We start from the raw sequence: 17,251 nt of genomic DNA, 5'->3' as shown, positions 1-17,251 counted from the left end.
CTAAAAATGATAAAAAGCATCCTTTAAATGCTCAATCTGGAAGGTTTTACCCGTGATAACAAGAGCCATAATGTCAAAACGTACTTCAACATCTAAATTGTTTTTGGTGACATAATGATTAATCGCGTACACCAAGCGCTGAATTTGTTTGGGTTTTACAAAATCTTGAGGATTACCAAATGCGGTAGTCGATCGTGTTTTAACTTCAATTACAGCAAGTGTATCATTAATTTGCGCAATAAGATCTACTTCCGATTTTCCAAATCTATAATTGCGCTCTAAAATGGTATATCCTTTTTTTAGAAGATAATCCATAGCGGCCTGTTCGCCTTTTTCTCCAAGTTTGTTATGTTCTGCCATTTTATAAATGTAGGAAAAATAATCTATTTTGAAGTTTTTGAGTTCTAAAGTTTCAAAGGTATTAATAGATTCTTCAGACGTTCCTCCTTCTGAATGACAAATATCTTAAACAATTAACCTTTGTGCATCTCTGTGGGACTCTGTGAATCTCTGAGTAATAATGGTATTTGTAGCTCTATAACTCTGAGGGGTTTTTTTAAAATTTTTGCTTTAAAATCATTTTTAGTCTCATCTAAAAATATTTTTAACACATTTTAAAATTGCGTATATTTGCTTGTATTTTAATGTTATGGTGACACGATCAGAAGAAAATTATTTAAAAGCCATTTACCATTTAGGTAAGCAAGGCACAGTGGCAGTAAGTACCAATGCTATTGCTGAAAAAATTGAATCTAAAGCCTCTTCGGTTACAGATATGATTAAAAAATTAGCCGAGAAAAACTTAGCTAATTATATAAAATATCAAGGAGTAACTTTAACCGAATCCGGACGCTTAGCAGCCGCTCTGGTTATTAGAAAACATCGCTTGTGGGAAGTGTTTTTAGTAGAAAAATTAAACTTTACCTGGGATGAAGTTCATGATGTTGCCGAGCAATTAGAGCATATTAAATCGCCAAAATTGGTGAACGAGTTGGATGCCTTATTGGGTTACCCAACCCACGATCCGCACGGCGATCCCATACCAGATAAAGATGGTCATTATACGCCTCTTAAATCTGTTAATATTTTAGAGGTTGAGCCTGGAAATAAAGGTGTTTTAGCTCGTGTTATCGATTCTTCGGATGTGTTTTTAAAATATTTGAATAAAAATAATTTGGCCTTAGGCGATACCATTAAAGTATTAGATTTTGAGCCTTTTGATCATTCTTTAACCATAGAAACATCAACCAAAAAAATGATCATTTCTAATGCTGTAGCTAAAAATTTATTTATAAGTCAGGAATTATGAACAACTATAACCCCTTAGTGGCGCTCGCCGTTTTCTTTTTTATTGTGGGTTTGATGTATCTGATTTTCCGACCTGTAAAGGGTTGGTTTTGGTTACTGAAGAAGCATATGAAAAGCAATGAAAAAGTGATTATTGAAGACATTCTTAAACAGCTTTATCATTTTGAGGACTCCGATAATAAAGTGGATATGAAAACCTTAGTTCAGGTGCTTGACTTTAACCATGGGCGTATTGTTGAAGCGATTAATAAAATGACTATAAACGATTTAATTTATTTCGATTCCGATATATTAAAGCTAACAGAAAACGGTCGGGATTACGCCTTACGTATCGTTCGTGTGCACCGCCTTTGGGAACGTTATTTGGCCGATAAAACGGGATTTCATAAAACCGAATGGCACGATCGTGCTGAAATGATGGAGCATAAATTGTCTCACGATGATGCCGATGTGTTATCTGCAAAATTGGGGAATCCAAAGTTCGATCCGCATGGCGATCCCATTCCAACAAAATCTGGAAAAGTTGCCGAGGTTACTGGGGTAGAATTGCCGCTTTTACCAGTTGGAGCCGTTGGAAGAATAACGCATATCGAAGATGAACCTGATGTGATTTATAAGCAAATTTTAGCCGAAAATATTCACATGGGTTCGCTCATTAAAGTGATTGAAAATAATAGCACGCGCATTGTTTTTCGTTCTGAAGGTGAAACCTTTAAATTGGCGCCTATAGTTGCTGCTAACTTAACGGTTGCAAAAATAGAGAAGGCAGTTGCTGTAGAAGATGATGTAGCACGTTTATCGAGTCTTGAAGCTCATGAAACCGCAAAAATTATAGGAATTTCAAGAGAAAGTCGCGGTGAAAGTCGACGACGGTTATTGGATTTGGGCTTCGTTAAAGGCGCTACCGTATCCATCGATTTGGTGAACCCTTTGGGACAACCAAATGCTTATTTAATAAAAGGGACTTCGATTGCCTTGCGGAATGATCAGGCAGTAAAAATTCTGATTAAAAAAGACTAATTATGGAAACTAAAGTTAATTCAGCTTGCGAAACCTGCGAACATTTTAATAAAGAGGGTTTAAAAAAATTAGGGATTCAAACCGATAATTTCGATTTCGTAGTAGCTCTAGCCGGAAACCCCAATACCGGTAAAAGTACGGTGTTTAATGCCTTAACAGGCTTGCGTCAGCATACAGGAAATTGGCCAGGAAAAACGGTGATGCGTGCTGAAGGCGGCTTTGAATACAATACCAATAAGTACAAGTTAGTCGATTTGCCAGGAACCTATTCTTTACTATCTACATCCGAAGATGAGGCTGTAGCACGTGATTTTATTCTTTTTGGAAAGCCAGATGTAACGATTATAGTGGTTGACGCTAACCGTTTGGAACGCAATTTAAACCTCGTGTTGCAAATTTTAGAAATTACCGATAAAGCGGTTCTCTGTTTAAATCTTATGGATGAAGCTAAGAGGAATAAGGTCGAAATCGATGTAAGAACTTTGTCAAAAGATTTAGGGATTCCCGTAGTACCTGCCAGTGCGCGATTCAACAAGGGTATACCGGAGCTTATTCAAACCGTAAGTGAGATTGCAAGCGAACAAATAGTATGTAAACCCCATCGTATCAAAAATGTGCCTTCCAATATTGAAAAAGCCGTTCGCACTTTAACAGCAGAAATTGAAAAGGAGTTTCCAAACATCCCTAACAGCCGATGGATTGCTTTTAGGTTATTAGAAGGGGATAAAGAAATTATAAAAGCGTTAAAATCTGGAGAATTTGTTTAAGGCTTAAGACTATGAAAAAGAATAACATTGACCATATTATAGAATTATCCAATGAACTGCGTTGGCAAATAGGCGACGAGTTTCATGATAACCTTACGGAGGGTATTTACGCCGATGCTGCCGATATTGTTAAGGATACCGTTAAAACCAGCGATTCTGAAAAGCGTTTTCGTTTAGATGCTAAAATAGATAAAATCGTAACCAGTAAATATTTCGGTTTCCCTATTATGTTTTTAATTCTAGGTACCGTGCTTTGGCTCACTATTGTGGGTGCTAATTATCCTTCATCCTTATTAGCTAGTTTGTTTTTAGATACCATCCACCCTTGGTTACAGTCTGGTGCCGAAAGTATAAATATGCCTTGGTGGCTTTCAGGTTTTTTAATTGATGGCGTGTATCTGGCTGTTGGTTGGGTTATAGCCGTGATGTTACCGCCTATGGCTATCTTTTTTCCCATGTTTACGCTTTTAGAAGATTTTGGTTATCTCCCACGCGTGGCTTTTAATTTGGATGCCTTGTTTAATAAATCTGGAGCTCATGGCAAGCAGGCTTTAACTATGAGTATGGGTTTTGGTTGTAATGCTGCAGGCGTAGTGGCTACACGTATTATCGATAGCCCCAGAGAGCGTTTAATTGCCATCATAACAAATAACTTTTCGTTATGCAACGGACGTTGGCCTACACAAATATTAATTGCTACCATTTTTATTGGCGCTGTAGTTCCAGAGTCTTTTTCTAGCATAGCATCGTTGTTAGCTGTTATAGGTATTGCTGTTTTAGGGATGGCCTTTATGTTTGGGGTGTCTTGGGCGCTTTCTAAAACGGTTTTAAAAGGTGAAGTTTCTACCTTTAATTTAGAATTACCTCCTTACAGACCACCTCGCTTTTGGAAAACCATTTACACCTCATTAATTGATAGAACCTTAATTGTTTTATGGCGTGCTATTGTGTTTGCTGCACCAGCAGGTGCTGTTATTTGGTTAATCTCGAATCTTCATATTGGGGATGAAAGTATAGCAGCTTGGCTTATTAATGGTATGGATGGCTTCGGATTTCTAATCGGTTTAAATGGCGTAATTCTTCTGGTTTATATCGTTGCTATTCCAGCAAACGAAATTGTTATTCCAACTATTTTGATGCTTACCGTAATGGTGACTGGCATTGGTGGAGGTGCCGGAGCTGGCGTTATGTTTGAACTCGATTCTATTAATGCTACAGGCGATATTTTGAAAGCTGGCGGCTGGACACTATTAACGGCCATTAACCTCATGCTTTTTAGTTTGTTGCATAATCCTTGTAGTACGACTATATATACCATATACAAAGAAACAAACAGCGTAAAATGGACAACTGTTGCTTCTGTAATGCCCGTTATTTTAGGGTTCGTTGTGTGTTTCTTGGTAGCACAAATTTGGAGATTGTTTTAGGGGGATTGCTGTTAGCGTTAGGCTATAGGCTTTAAGTTATCAGTGTGTGAAATCTGAGAATTAGTGCAGGTCAGAAGGGGGCGCCTATAATATGAATAGGTGAAATATCCCCTTAAGGGGCGATTTCCTAGGTAACGGCAATTCTTGGTTCTTGTTGAATAATTCTAGTTATTAGAAGACTAAATAAATCCTCTTCTCTATTATTGAACTTGAAGGCGATTTCATCTAAATAGCTCTGTAAATGTTCAGGGCTTACTCGGTGATACTGACCCACAATAGCCCTTTTGATTGTTGTCCAGAAAGAATCCAATCTAGAAGTATTATATTTTCCTAATGACATTATGTTTTTTGAATGATTGAGCTTAACATGTTTTGCATGTGTCTTATGAAGCATTCTATAAGCTCCAAAACCATCTGTAACTACCTCGCTTGCTGTATCAATGTGCTTGTTTAGCAATGGTCTAATGGTTTTTGCATCAGCCTTATCAATCACTATAACTTTCACTAACCCTTCCCGCTGCATCATCCCAAGAACGGGCTTTTTGTGTTCCATTCCTCCAGGATAAATACCGAGTTCCTTTTTATAAGACTTACGCATATTAGTCATGCTTCCTCCAACATAGCTCTCATCTACCTCGACAATACCCTTTAATAGATCATCTGAATCAGAATACATAGCTTCTCGTATGCGTTTTTGCATATACCATGCTGTATTTTTGTTAACATTAATATCACGAGCAAGTTGTAGTGAAGAAATCCTTTTTTTAGCATTAACAATTAAAAATATTGCTGCAAACCATTTGGGTAATGGTAATTTTGAAGCGTGCATTATAGTGTCTACCGTAACGCTAAAAGAACTATTACAGTCCCTGCACAAATGTCTATTTGAATTTTTTCGATTATGAATATGCATGCTTCCACAATGAGTGCAAACAGGCCCATTAGGCCAACGAATAGACTCAAGGTGCTCTATACACGCTTTCTGAGTACCAAAACGTGAGACGATTGAAAGTATTGATTCTTGTTCCATTTCTCTAAGATATATATTTTTTGCCATATTCTAGGAAATCGCCCCTTAAGGGGATCATAGGGGTGTTTTTTTATTTATTCAGACCGTCTTTCGATGGCACGTTTCAATATTGTACAGTTAAAAATTAAAGGGACACGAATTTCACGAATTGGCACGAATGTGTTTGTACTATTCATTTGAAGCATCTTGTCGCTTTTAGCATACAGCCTAAAGCCTAATGCTTATAGTTTCTATGGCTAATCATCATCAAATATTCTCAATAAACACTTTTAAACTTTCAGGATCTAAGCCAATAGATTGTTGGAGTTGGGTAACTTTTCCATGTTCGATGAAAGTATCTGGAATGCCTAATAATTTTATGGTGTTGGTATACTTATGTTCAGCCATAAATTCTAGAATCGCCGATCCGAAACCGCCACGTACACTGTTGTCTTCAACAGTAATTATCGTGTGATGTGTTTTACAAATACGATGTAATAAGGTTTCATCTAAGGGTTTCACAAAACGCATGTCGTAATGCGACACATTTAAATTTGTAATGGCTTCCGAAACGTTTTTAGCCATGGTTCCAATGCTTAAAACGGCTATGTTTTCGCCTTCTTGAAGGATGACTGCTTCGGCGATATTAATTTTAGTGAACCCTTGTTTCCAATCGATAATCACCCCACGCCCTCGAGGGTACCGAATGGCGATGGGCTGTTTCAATCCCAATTGTGCGGTGTACATGATGTTACGCAATTCCACTTCGTTTCTAGGGGCAAAAATAATAAGGTTTGGTATGCAGCGTAAATAGCTTAAATCGTAAACGCCGTGGTGCGTGGCACCGTCTTCGCCAACTAAACCAGCGCGGTCTAAACAAAAAATAACGGGTAGGTTTTGCAAGGCCACATCGTGAATAATTTGATCGTAAGCCCGTTGTAAAAATGTGGAGTAAATATTGCAAAACGGAATTAAACCTTGAGTAGCCATACCAGCTGCTAGTGTTACCGCATGTTGTTCGGCAATTCCCACATCGAAAGCACGATCGGGTAGGCTATCCATCATAAATTTTAGGGAACTTCCCGTTGGCATGGCTGGCGTAATGCCAACTATATTTTTATTTTCTTTGGCCAATTCCACAATGGTATGCCCAAAAACATCTTGATATTTAGGGGGTTGAATGGTGGTTGCTTTTACAGGAATATCGCCAGTTTGGGCATTAAATTTCCCAGGAGCATGGTATTTAACTTGGTCTTTTTCAGCTTGCTTTAAACCTTTCCCTTTCGTGGTTATAATGTGTAAAAACTTGGGGCCTTGAACGGTTTTTAAGCGTTGTAATTCCGCTATGACAGCATCTAGATCATGACCGTCAATCGGACCCGAATAATCAAAATTTAAGGCTTCAAAAATATTATCTTGCTTTTGAGTGCCCTTTTTTACATTGGTGAGGTACAATTTTAAAGCCCCAACACTAGGATCGATACCAATAGCATTATCGTTTAAAATGACTAATAAATTGGCTTTGGTAACGCCGGCATGGTTTAAGCCTTCAAAAGCCATACCGCCCGCAATACTCGCATCGCCTATTACCGCAATGTGTTGTTTTTCTAGATCTCCTTTAAGTCGCGATGCAATGGCCATACCCAAAGCCGCAGAAATAGAGGTGGAGGCATGCCCAACACCAAAAGTATCAAAGATACTTTCGTCGCGTTTTGGGAATCCGCTTAGGCCTCCTAGTTGTCTGTTGGTTTCAAAATTATTTTTTCTGGCCGTTAAAATTTTATGTCCGTAGGCCTGATGCCCAACATCCCAAACCAGTTGATCTTCGGGGGTGTTAAACACATAATGCAATGCGATAGTCAGTTCTACAACACCCAAGCTTGCGCCTAAATGCCCTTCTTTAGTCGCAACGATGTTAATAATGAATTCCCGTAGTTCTTTGGCAAGTTGAGGTAAGTCTTTTTGTTTTAAAAGACGCAGGTCCTTAGGGGAATCAATTTGGTTTAATAGATTTTTTTGCACGACACAAAAATACTGTTTTTATTATTCTTCCTAATTGAAAATATAAATTGGGCTTTATCTTAAATTTATAATTCAAAATATATTTGAAATTGTAATTTTGAAAATCTAATCTTTTCATTATGCTTCAGCCATTCGACGATACTTATTTTATGAAAAAAGCCCTTCAGGAGGCAGAAACTGCTTTTGAAAAGGGGGAGATTCCTGTGGGAGCAGTGATTGTTATCGATAATAGAATTATTGCAAGAGGTCATAATTTAACCGAAATGCTGAATGATGTGACGGCTCATGCCGAAATGCAAGCTATTACAGCTGCGGCTAATTTCTTAGGTGGTAAGTACCTTCAAAATTGTACCTTATATGTAACCTTAGAGCCTTGCCAAATGTGTGCCGGTGCCTTGTACTGGTCACAAATTTCTAAAATTGTTTATGGCGCTCGTGATCCAGAACGCGGTTGTATCCATTTAAACACCAAATTGCATCCTAAAACCATTATTGAAGGCGGTATTTTGGCAGAAGAAGCATCTGATTTGTTGAAGCGTTTTTTTATTCAACGACGTAATTTGAATTAAATCTCGATTTTTAGACACGGATTACACTGATTATCACAGATGTATTTGCTTGTACATTGATGATTTTTTATTTCACAAAGCTACACGGAGGGACACAGAGAATCATAGAGGCTTTGCCTTGTGTTTTAAACACGAATTACACAGATTATCACGAATGGATTAACACGTAAATAATTTGTGTAAATTCTAGAAATTAGTGTCAAAGATTTTTTATTTAAGTTGAAGATCACTTTTTCTCTGTGCGTCTCTGTGTAAACTTTGTGTATCTCAGTGTAAGTCCAGTTGCTTTTATATCACAAAGCTACACGGAGCCACTCAGAGTGTCACGGAGGTTTTTCGTTGTTTTTTATACACGAATGAAAACAGTCTGCTGAAACGTATTAATTCCGTTTTTGATTCTCACGCATTTTATCCAAATTCTCCTTGGTGAGCATATAGTCTTTCACGTTTTTATCTTTCCAACTGATGTAAGCGAAAACAGGAAATACGATTAGAAAAAGGCCAACAACACCAAAGCCGATGAGTTTTTCAGCGTAATCAACATCTAGAATAAATCCTAGAACAATGCTGGTTAAAGAAGCGATGGTTAATACGATTAAGAGGTACTTCATTTTAAATAAAATTACTATTATGAATCTACTTGAAGTGAGATTAATTGTCGGCGATAGGCGGTTAAAAGCTTAGATTTAGATATAAATCCGTAGTAAACACCATTTTTAGTAACCGGTAAATTCCATGCGCTACTGTCTTGAAATTTCTGCATGATATCGGTCATTTTATCTTGATCTAGTAAAATAACGGCAGGTGGTTTTTGCATGATGTGTGTGGCAAGCACTTCTTTATATAAAGTACGATCAAACATAATAGGGCGTAAATCGTCCAATAAAATAATCCCTTTTAGTTTTTTACTTTCTTTATCTACGACAGGGAAAATGTTTCGTTTAGATTTGATGATGGCTTTATTAATCATTTGTTCCAAATCCATTTCTGGTGAAATAGCAATAAAGTTGGTTTCAATTACTTTATTGATGTCCATCAAGGTTAACACGGCGTGATCCTTATCATGGGTGATTAATTCGCCTTTTCTACCCAATTCCATGGTATATACGGAGTGCGGTTTAAAGTATTTAGTAATACCGAATGAAATGGTTGAGGTTAGCATCAGTGGGATGAAAAGCTCATAGCCACCAGTAAGTTCTGCGATTAGGAATATGGCTGTTAGGGGTGCGTGTAAAACCCCTGCCAATAATCCGGCCATGCCTACGAGCGTAAAATTACTTTCTGAGATTGTTGTTTTAAATAAGCCACAATGGTTTAAAATTTTAGACATGCAAAAGCCCATAATGCTTCCCATAAATAATACTGGGGCGAAAATACCACCAACACCACCAGCTCCAAAAGTTAAGGAACTGGCCACAATTTTAAAGATCAAGAGACCTCCTAACAGCATGACCACGATCCAGATATTATCCAGGTTTAAATGAAATAAATTGCTCTCTAAAGCTTTTTCGGGATTTCCTACGATAAGGTTGTTAATGACATCAAAACCCTCACCATATAGGGGCGGAATTAAAAATACTAGAATTCCGATGCCTATACCTCCAACAATAAGTTTTTTTACTGGCGATTCTATTTTATCGAAAAATTTTTGAATGCGATCATAAACATCTGTGAAATAGATGGAAACAAAAGCGGCTATAATGCCTAAAAGGATATAAAAAGGCGCATCGGTAATGTAAAATTTATCTTCTATTCTAAACGGTAAAATTACATCATCGCCAAAGAAAAAGTATGAAGTTAATATAGCTGAAAGCGAGGCTAATAATAGCGGTAACATAGAAGCAATGGTGAGATCTAAACTAAAAACTTCAATGGCAAAAATAATGGCTGCAATAGGCGCTTTGAAAATGGAACTCATGGCACCAGCGGCTGCACAACCAATAAGTAAAGTTCTAGTGGTTTGGTTCATATGAAACATTCGGGAAATGTTAGACCCTAGAGCAGCACCAGTAGCTACCGTAGGTCCCTCCAAACCAACCGAACCACCAAAACCAACGGTGAGTGGTGCCGTTAAAATGGAGCCAAACATTTGAAAGCGTTTCATGATACCCTTACGTTTTGAAATAGCAAGTAAGGTAGAAGGGATGCCATGACTTACCTTATGGCGTATCACATATTTCATAATGAGATAGACCAAGGTTAATCCTAAAATAGGAAATAAGAAATAGAAAGCATGATGGTAGTGCTCTATTAAATTACCCTCTAATAAACTTTGAATAAAGTGTGTGAGGTTTTTTAATACAACTGCGCCCATACCAGCCGCAAACCCAATCACAACACTTAGTATATTAACAAACTGTTTATGTGAGATATGCTTGGCTCTCCAAATAAGAAAGCGTTTAAATAGAGTTCGTTTTGGCATGATTAAATCTACTAAAAAATCCTGCAAGTTGCAGGATTTTATAAAGTTATGATTTTAAATTTAGTTTTAAACTTAATTCTGTGAGTTGCGCGTCGTCGATTGGTGCAGGGGCATCGATCATGACATCGCGGCCAGAATTGTTTTTTGGAAACGCAATAAAATCTCTAATGGTTTCTTGTCCGCCTAAAATGGCTACCAATCTATCCAATCCAAATGCTAAACCGCCGTGTGGAGGTGCGCCATATTGAAAAGCATCCATTAAGAATCCAAATTGTGCTTTGGCTTCTTCAGGCGTAAAGCCTAAATAATCGAACATTAACGATTGGGTTTCTTTATCGTGAATTCTTATCGAACCACCACCAATTTCGTTACCGTTAAGTACTAAATCGTAAGCATTGGCTTTTACAGCACCTGGATCGGTTTTTAATAATTCTAACTGACCAGGTTTTGGTGAGGTAAATGGGTGGTGCATCGCGTGGTAACGCTCTGTTTCTTCATCCCATTCTAGAAGTGGGAAGTCCATAACCCATAACGGTGCAAACTCATCAGGTTTACGTAAACCTAATTGTTCAGCTAATTCCATACGTAAAGCACTAAGTTGTGTACGTACTTTATTTTTATCTCCTGAAAGCACACAAATTAAATCACCTGGTTTGGCATTAGTTGCTTCTGCCCATTTGGCTAAATCGTCCTGATCGTAGAATTTATCTACCGAAGATTTATAAGAACCATCGTCATTACAACGTGAGTAAACCATACCTAAAGCACCAACTTGCGGACGCTTTACCCATGAAATTAATTTATCGATTTCTTTTCTGGTGAAACTATTTCCGCCAGGAACAGCAATACCAACAACTAGTTCAGCGCTATTAAATACGCCAAAATCTTTATGTTGCGCTACGGCGTTTAATTCGCCAAACTCCATACCAAAACGGATGTCTGGTTTATCGTTACCATATAAACGCATGGCATCATCGTAAAGCATTCTTGGGAATTTTTCAACCTCAACACCATTTACTTCTTTAAGTAAGTGACGTGTTAAGCCTTCAAAAGCATTTAAAATATCTTCTTGGTCGATAAAAGCCATTTCACAGTCTATTTGTGTGAATTCTGGTTGTCTATCGGCACGTAAATCTTCATCTCTAAAACACTTCACAATTTGGAAGTATTTATCCATACCACCAACCATAAGCAATTGCTTAAAAGTTTGAGGAGATTGTGGAAGGGCGTAAAACTGACCTTCGTTCATACGTGAAGGCACTACAAAATCACGAGCCCCTTCTGGAGTCGATTTGATTAAGTATGGTGTTTCAACTTCAATAAAACCAGCGTTAGATAAATAGTTTCTAACTTCTTGAGTGACTTTATGACGAAATATTAAGCTGTTTTTAACAGGGTTTCTACGGATGTCCAAATAGCGGTATTTCATTCGGATATCTTCACCACCATCGGTTTTATCTTCGATAGTAAACGGTGGTAGTTTCGCTTCATTAAGAATATTTAATTCTGAAACTAACAATTCGATATCTCCCGTAGGCATGTTCGGGTTTTTTGAAGCGCGCTCGATTACGGTTCCTTTCACTTGAATAACAAATTCGCGTCCTAAATCTTGAGCTTGTTCGATAAGTGCTTTAGAGGTGCGTTCTTCATCAAAAACCAATTGAGTGATCCCGTAACGGTCTCTTAAATCGACCCAAACAATAAAACCTTTATCTCTAGATTTTTGAACCCAACCCGCTAAAGTGACTTCTGTATTTATATGTGCAGCTCTTAATTCGCCGCAGTTATGACTTCTGTACATAAATAAAAAAATTGAGGTGCAAATTTAGTGAAGTTAAACGACTCTATAAATTAAAAAAGCTCCAATAATAAAATTGAAGCTTTTTTACTGTTCATCGCGTTAGTCGCCACCATTAAAAACGAAATGTATTAGCTTTTTATGCGGTGATATTATCTTTAGAAACCACACGGTCTTTATATAACCACATTTTAAATTTAGTTACTAAATAGAATAAAATAGGTACTACAATTAAGGTTAAGAAGGTGGCTACAAATAAGCCATAAATTACTGTCCAGGCTAAAGGACCCCAAAAGATCACATTATCACCACCAACATAAATATTGGGGTCAAACTCACTGAAAAGTGTAAAGAAGTTAATGTTTAAACCTGTAGCTAATGGAATTAATCCTAAAATTGTGGTTATAGCGGTTAATAGTACCGGACGTAAACGCGCTTTTCCACCTTTTACTATGATTTCTACCAAATCACTATCGTTAAGATATTGATTGTCTTCCATGTTGTATTCAACTTTCTTTCTATCTATTAAAAGTTGGGTGTAATCTAGGAGTACCACACCGTTATTTACTACAATTCCGGCAAGGGAAATAATTCCCATCATGGTCATCATAATAACGAAGGCACTTCCTGTAGCTACAATGCCTCCAAAAACGCCTATTAAACTTAAAAAGATGGCTAACATGATGATACCAGGTTTTGAAACGGAGTTAAATTGGAAAATTAAAATAAAGAAAATTAAACCTAACCCGGTAAAGAATGCACCCATTAAAAAGGCCATTTGTTTATTTTGTTCTTCAATTTGTCCTGTATAATCAATGCTTACATTGTCTGGTTTTGCGGTGAAACCTTGCATTTCGTACTGTATTTTAGAAACGATGGCTCCAGCATCGGTAAAACCAGGTGCTAATGCAGAGTATAGCGTTACCACACGTTTAACATCTTTGTGTTTTATAGCACTAAACCCAGAAGAGTTGTTGTGTTTAGTAACGGCAGAAACAGGGATTTCCTTAACTTGTCCAGAAGCCATATCTCTAAAAGTGATTTTCTGATTGAAAATAGCACTGGTATTGTATCTATTCTCTTCATTAAAACGCACATAGATATCGTAGTCATCGCCATCTTTTTTGTAAATGCCAGCTTTAGCACCAAAAATAGAGTTGCGTAATTGTTGTCCGACCTGACTTGCAGAAATACCTAATTCTCCGGCTTTTTTTCGGTCAACTTCAACCATCATAGAAGGCTTCGATTTATTAACGTCTATTTTCAATTCGTCTATACCTTGAATGTTTTTAGTATTCAGGTAATCGCGCATTTTTTCGGCTGTATTGATAAGTTCAGCATAGTCATCACCTTCTAATTCAACATTAATAGGGTAACCTGCAGGAGGGCCATTGGCATCTTTTTCAACAGAAATAGCGACACCAGGGTAAATATCTTTTAAGCTTTCTTGAACTTTTTTAAGTAATTCCTGACTATTAGCACCCTCACGGAATTTATATTCACGCATGGTCGCTGTAATTTTTGCACGATGCGGCATTTCGGCAGACGAACCACCATCGGTTTGAGGGTTTCCTGCACCTTCTCCAACCTGCGATACAGCACTTTCGGTAAGGAAATTGTGATCGCCATGCATGTAAACAGGGTCGTTTATAATTTTATATACACGCTCTTCAATGTCTTTAGTGATGGCGTTGGTTTTTTCAATATCGGTACCTTCAGGATATTCGATATAGACAATAATTTGATTAGGTTTATTATCTGGGAAAAATTCCACTTTGGTACGCTGTGTTCCAACGGATGCACCAAACCCAATAAAGGCTATAATTAATAGGACAAAAGTTGAAATGGTAATGATGGCGGGTTTTCTTCCTCCAATCGCGAAACGAAGTGAACGCTCATATAATCGTTCCCAACGTGGTAAAGATTGATTTTGAAATTTATTAGACCAACGTCTTAAGAATAATCTGTAAATCCATATTAAACCTACCGTTACAATCATTAAAGTTCCTAAACCTCGGTATGAACCACCAAAGAATAAAATAAGCAAGCCGATTCCTCCAAATATGGCTGAGATTCTATAAATCTGCTTTTTAGGCATGTTTTTATCTTCTATGGTCATAAATTGAGACACCATAACGGAGTTGAAAAAGATCGCTACGAATAATGAAGATCCTAATACTATGGATAGGGTAATTGGGAAATATTTCATGAATTCACCCATAACCCCTGGCCATAACCCTAATGGGATGAACGCAGCAACTGTTGTAGCGGTAGAAATGATAATAGGAAAAGCGATTTCGCCAATTCCCTTTTTAGCCGCTTCGATACGCGACATGCCTTCTTCAGACATAAGTCGGTAAACGTTTTCTACAACCACAATACCATTGTCAACTAGCATTCCAAGCCCCATGATGAGTCCGAATAAAATCATCGTATTCATGGTGTAGCCCAAATAGTCGAGTATCATTAAAGACATGAACATCGACATAGGTATGGCAAAACCAACAAATAAGGCATTTTTGAAGCCTAAGAAAAACATTAAAACGGTAACAACGAGTATGATACCAAAAATGATATTGTTTACTAAATCATCAACCTGACCAATAGTTTTAGGCGATTGGTCGTTTGCTATGCTTACCACTAAGTCTGGAGGGAATACATTTTCAATGGCATCATTTACGATGTCACGAATTTGATCGGCGGCATCAACCATGTTTTTTCCTGCACGCTTTTTAACATCCAGCATCACTACTGGTGCTCCAAACTCTCTAGCGTAGGTGGTTCTGTCTTCATCTTTAAAAGTAACTTCGGCGATGTCTTTTAAATATATAGGATTGCCGTGTTCTACTTTTACAACGAAGTTTTCAAGTTGTTTCGGATTTGTAATTTCGCCTAAAACCCTAATCGTTCGACGTTGTCCGCTTGTTACTAAATTTCCAGCCGACATGGTTAGGTTTTCTCTGTTGATGGAGTTAATCACATCATCAAAACTTACGGCAGCTGCCATCATTTTATAGATGTCTACCGCAACTTCAACTTCTTTTTCTTGAGCACCTCTAATATCTACTTGTTTAATTTCTTGAAGACCTTCAATTTTATCTTCTAGATATTCGCCGTACTCCTTAAGTTTATCAATAGGGTAGTCACCCGAAATGTTAATGTTGAGGATAGGCATTTCTTCCGATAAACTTAAGTCGAATACATTAGGTTCTACCTTGGCGCCATTAAACGTAGGCCAGTCTTCACTTGCCGTTTCTGAATCTACTTCATCTTTAACTTTAAGTTTAGCCGATTCTACCGAAATATTGGAATCAAATTCAATTACGATAATCGAATAATCTTCTTGAGAAGTTGAAGTAATTTCGACCACATTACTTACCGTTTTAAGCTTATCTTCAAGTGGGTCGGTGATGAGTTTTTCAATATCTTCAGCGGTATTTCCTGGGTATACCGAACTAATGTATATTTTGGTTTCTTTAACCTCAGGAAAGTTTTCTCGTGGTAAACTAAAATAAGCACTAGCACCAAGAAATAAGATTAAGGTAATCAAAACATACATGGTGGTTTGATTGTTAATCGCCCAAGAAGACCAAGCAAACTCTTTATTTGTTTTGTCTTTTTTATTGTTTTTATCAGTCATTAGTCGTTCGTTTTTTCATTCCCTAGGAGGAATTTTTTTATACTATGAAACGGATTAATTATAACGTATTCCTGACTGCACAGGAATGAAAAATTTATTTAATCTCAAGAATTTTTACATCCTGACCTTCTTTAACGGTACGTGCGCCTTCATCAATAATTTCTTGTCCGTTTTCAATGCCAGATAAAATTTCAATAAAATCACCTTGGGTTTTACCTGTTTGGATAATGGTACGATGTGCTTTAGCCGTTTTACCATCTTTATCTGTTATGGTATAAACATATTGTTGGCCTTCAGCATTTTCTGAAATGATACTTTGCGGAATTAAAATGGCTTTCTCGCTGGTATAGTCGTTTATTTTTAATCGCGCTGTTAAATTAGGTAAGATTGATTCATCTTTACTTGGTAGTGCAATTTCAACTTTAAAGGTACGGTTGGCTGGGTTGATGTAATTTCCAGATTGACGTACTTTGGTTTTTATTTTTTTTTCTAACACAGGGAAATAAACTTGAACATCTTTTCCTTTAACAATACTTGATACGTAGCTTTCTGGTACATCCGATTCAATATACATATCGTCCAAGTTTACAATTCTAATCAATGGGGTTTGCCCTGGAGCAACGACACTACCTTGGTCTGTAATTACATCGTCAATGGTTCCTGAGAAGGGTGCGCGAACTTGTGTTTTACCAATTTGTTGTTCTAATTGGTTTACAGCTTGGGTTTGCGCTTCGTAGTTGGCTTTGGCTTGAAGGTATTGCATTTCACTACCAATTTTTTGTTGCCATAAACGGTCTTGACGCTCATATGTTGTTTGTGCCAGGCTAGCTTGAATTTTTAGCTGTGCTAGTTGCTGACTTAAGCCTCCGTCGTCGATTTTAGCCAAAATTTGTCCTTTTTTAACCTGCTGTCCTTCTTTAACATAAACCGAGGTTAAAACTCCTGAAAACTCAGGGTAAATGACAATGTTTTGATTTGTGCTAACGTTACCTTGTAATTCAACATAATGTTTAAAAGGTGCTTCGTTGGCTTTAAAAGTGGTGATTAACGGAATTTTAGACTGCGGATTTAATGCTTTAATCGCATCTTCAACCTCCTTTAATTGTGTTGCAATTACATGAGCAGAAGCTTCTAATTCGGTGTGTTTTTGCCTAATTTTTTCTAAATCGTTTGTAGCGATAATGGCTTCCACCGATGATTTTTTATCAGAGCCACATGAGCTAAATAATACGGAAGCAAGTAGTAGAGTGTATATGTTTTTCATCTTGA

At 37.3% G+C, this 17,251-nt stretch carries 11 protein-coding genes and 1 pseudogene; 4 read left to right on the top strand and 8 right to left on the bottom strand.

Going from position 1 to position 17,251, the window contains the following annotated elements; all coding sequences use genetic code 11:
- Nucleotides 1-360 carry a YraN family protein gene (locus C1A40_RS05885; protein ID WP_102995084.1) on the bottom strand — a complete coding sequence of 120 codons (360 nt, stop codon included), beginning with the start codon at nt 358-360 and terminating at the stop codon, nt 1-3.
- 289 nt (nt 361-649) lie between these two features.
- Between C1A40_RS05885 and C1A40_RS05880 the strand changes: the two genes are divergently transcribed.
- From C1A40_RS05880 to feoB, 3 genes and pseudogenes are all read left to right on the top strand, one after another.
- Entirely contained in the window at nt 650-1,309 is a 660-nt protein-coding gene (locus C1A40_RS05880; RefSeq protein ID WP_102995083.1) for a metal-dependent transcriptional regulator, read from the top strand.
- Nucleotides 1,306-2,328, top strand: coding sequence for a metal-dependent transcriptional regulator (locus C1A40_RS05875; RefSeq protein WP_102995082.1), 1,023 nt, complete (start codon nt 1,306-1,308; stop codon nt 2,326-2,328). Before C1A40_RS05880 ends, C1A40_RS05875 begins: the two co-directional genes overlap by 4 nt.
- A 2-nt stretch (nt 2,329-2,330) precedes the next feature.
- Nucleotides 2,331-4,522, top strand: a pseudogene (gene feoB / locus C1A40_RS05870) (ferrous iron transport protein B).
- 127 nt (nt 4,523-4,649) lie between these two features.
- On the opposite strand, the gene C1A40_RS05865 reads toward feoB, so the two are convergent.
- Nucleotides 4,650-5,552 (bottom strand): IS1595 family transposase, encoded by a 903-nt coding sequence (locus tag C1A40_RS05865; protein WP_277871393.1) that lies wholly within the window; start codon nt 5,550-5,552, stop codon nt 4,650-4,652.
- Between the two features lie 246 nt (nt 5,553-5,798).
- Complete coding sequence (dxs, locus tag C1A40_RS05860; RefSeq protein ID WP_102995080.1) at nt 5,799-7,553, bottom strand: 1-deoxy-D-xylulose-5-phosphate synthase; 1,755 nt, start codon at nt 7,551-7,553, stop codon at nt 5,799-5,801.
- Nucleotides 7,554-7,672: 119 nt separating this feature from the next.
- Here dxs and C1A40_RS05855 point away from each other — a divergent pair, with 119 nt between their 5' ends.
- Complete coding sequence (locus C1A40_RS05855) at nt 7,673-8,122, top strand: nucleoside deaminase (protein ID WP_102995079.1); 450 nt, start codon at nt 7,673-7,675, stop codon at nt 8,120-8,122.
- A 380-nt stretch (nt 8,123-8,502) separates the two neighbouring features.
- On the opposite strand, the gene C1A40_RS05850 is transcribed toward C1A40_RS05855, so the two are convergent.
- The 5 genes from C1A40_RS05850 to C1A40_RS05830 form a co-directional block, all read right to left on the bottom strand.
- Nucleotides 8,503-8,733 carry a hypothetical protein gene (locus C1A40_RS05850; protein WP_102995078.1) on the bottom strand — a complete coding sequence of 77 codons (231 nt, stop codon included), beginning with the start codon at nt 8,731-8,733 and terminating at the stop codon, nt 8,503-8,505.
- Nucleotides 8,734-8,750: 17 nt separating this feature from the next.
- Entirely contained in the window at nt 8,751-10,544 is a 1,794-nt protein-coding gene (locus C1A40_RS05845) for a chloride channel protein (RefSeq protein ID WP_102997151.1), read from the bottom strand.
- Nucleotides 10,545-10,590: 46 nt separating this feature from the next.
- A complete protein-coding gene (gene aspS, locus C1A40_RS05840; protein ID WP_102995077.1) occupies nt 10,591-12,345 on the bottom strand; it encodes an aspartate--tRNA ligase in 1,755 nt (584 codons plus the stop codon).
- 136 nt (nt 12,346-12,481) lie between these two features.
- The gene (locus C1A40_RS05835; protein WP_102995076.1) at nt 12,482-15,982 is read right to left on the bottom strand and encodes an efflux RND transporter permease subunit; all 3,501 of its coding nucleotides are present in this window, start codon (nt 15,980-15,982) and stop codon (nt 12,482-12,484) included.
- A gap of 94 nt (nt 15,983-16,076) precedes the next feature.
- Nucleotides 16,077-17,246, bottom strand: a complete 1,170-nt coding sequence (locus C1A40_RS05830; RefSeq protein ID WP_102995075.1) for an efflux RND transporter periplasmic adaptor subunit — start codon at nt 17,244-17,246, stop codon at nt 16,077-16,079.
- Between the last annotated feature and the right edge of the window lie 5 nt (nt 17,247-17,251).

The organism is Tamlana carrageenivorans (assembly GCF_002893765.1).
GTDB classification, from domain to species: domain Bacteria; phylum Bacteroidota; class Bacteroidia; order Flavobacteriales; family Flavobacteriaceae; genus Pseudotamlana; species Pseudotamlana carrageenivorans.
The sequence above is the reverse complement of the archived record's forward strand: the minus strand, read 5'-3'. Positions and strand labels throughout refer to the sequence as shown.

Bases quoted from the DNA above. Each gene is read 5' to 3' on its own strand.
- C1A40_RS05885 (WP_102995084.1), bottom strand. From the start codon at position 360: ATGGCAGAACATAACAAACTTGGAGAAAAAGGCGAACAGGCCGCTATG.
- C1A40_RS05880 (WP_102995083.1), top strand. From the start codon at position 650: ATGGTGACACGATCAGAAGAAAATTATTTAAAAGCCATTTACCATTTA.
- C1A40_RS05875 (WP_102995082.1), top strand. From the start codon at position 1,306: ATGAACAACTATAACCCCTTAGTGGCGCTCGCCGTTTTCTTTTTTATT.
- C1A40_RS05865 (WP_277871393.1), bottom strand. From the start codon at position 5,552: ATGGAACAAGAATCAATACTTTCAATCGTCTCACGTTTTGGTACTCAG.
- C1A40_RS05855 (WP_102995079.1), top strand. From the start codon at position 7,673: ATGCTTCAGCCATTCGACGATACTTATTTTATGAAAAAAGCCCTTCAG.
- C1A40_RS05850 (WP_102995078.1), bottom strand. From the start codon at position 8,733: ATGAAGTACCTCTTAATCGTATTAACCATCGCTTCTTTAACCAGCATT.
- C1A40_RS05845 (WP_102997151.1), bottom strand. From the start codon at position 10,544: ATGCCAAAACGAACTCTATTTAAACGCTTTCTTATTTGGAGAGCCAAG.
- aspS (WP_102995077.1), bottom strand. From the start codon at position 12,345: ATGTACAGAAGTCATAACTGCGGCGAATTAAGAGCTGCACATATAAAT.
- C1A40_RS05835 (WP_102995076.1), bottom strand. From the start codon at position 15,982: ATGACTGATAAAAACAATAAAAAAGACAAAACAAATAAAGAGTTTGCT.
- C1A40_RS05830 (WP_102995075.1), bottom strand. From the start codon at position 17,246: ATGAAAAACATATACACTCTACTACTTGCTTCCGTATTATTTAGCTCA.